1 pseudogene is annotated in these 551 nt (G+C 37.7%); it reads right to left on the bottom strand.

The window, feature by feature from the left end:
• Nucleotides 1-444, bottom strand: a pseudogene (locus IV36_RS10835) (replication initiation protein RepA); the annotation flags it as partial.
• Between the last annotated feature and the right edge of the window lie 107 nt (nucleotides 445-551).

The following is a 551-nucleotide window of genomic DNA, read 5'->3' as shown; positions in this document are numbered from 1 at the left end:
CAGTGGGATTAGAACCCCAATATCTTGATGATCCTTTTCAACTCGATATTTAGCATTCAGGATGATACCAATAAACCGGCGTATTTGTTGCGGGGTACGGCACCAAAAACTAAGTAGTTGCACAGCTTCGGGGTCTAAGAAAACCGGTAAGCCACTGTCTTCATCAGTTAAGAAGTCATTAGCATGATTTATGAGATCCTGGTTTTGTTTTTGAATTTCTGCTGGTGAGAAATGGGCTGTGGAAAAGTCCAACTTTTGAGTATCTGTATTGTATCTATTAGTATCTATGTTTTTAGAGTCTTTATATAGATTGCTTTCGATTTTCGAAATTTCGCTCGTAGCAAGGGATTTCGGCGTTTCTTGTCCATATTCACCCCTTAAATAGACATCAGTAGCTTTCACATCGAGCTTGGAAAGGTATAAACGATTCGGTTCATTCTTTTGCTCCTATCCTAGTATTTGGTACATAAATTTCTGAACAGTTGTGCCATAACTAATAAAACAAGATAGGAGCATTCCAATGAAACGATATCAAGATGATTTTAAAGCCA

The organism is Liquorilactobacillus mali, assembly GCF_001437155.1.
GTDB lineage: Bacteria > Bacillota > Bacilli > Lactobacillales > Lactobacillaceae > Liquorilactobacillus > Liquorilactobacillus mali_A.
The sequence above is the reverse complement of the archived record's forward strand: the minus strand, read 5'-3'. Positions and strand labels throughout refer to the sequence as shown.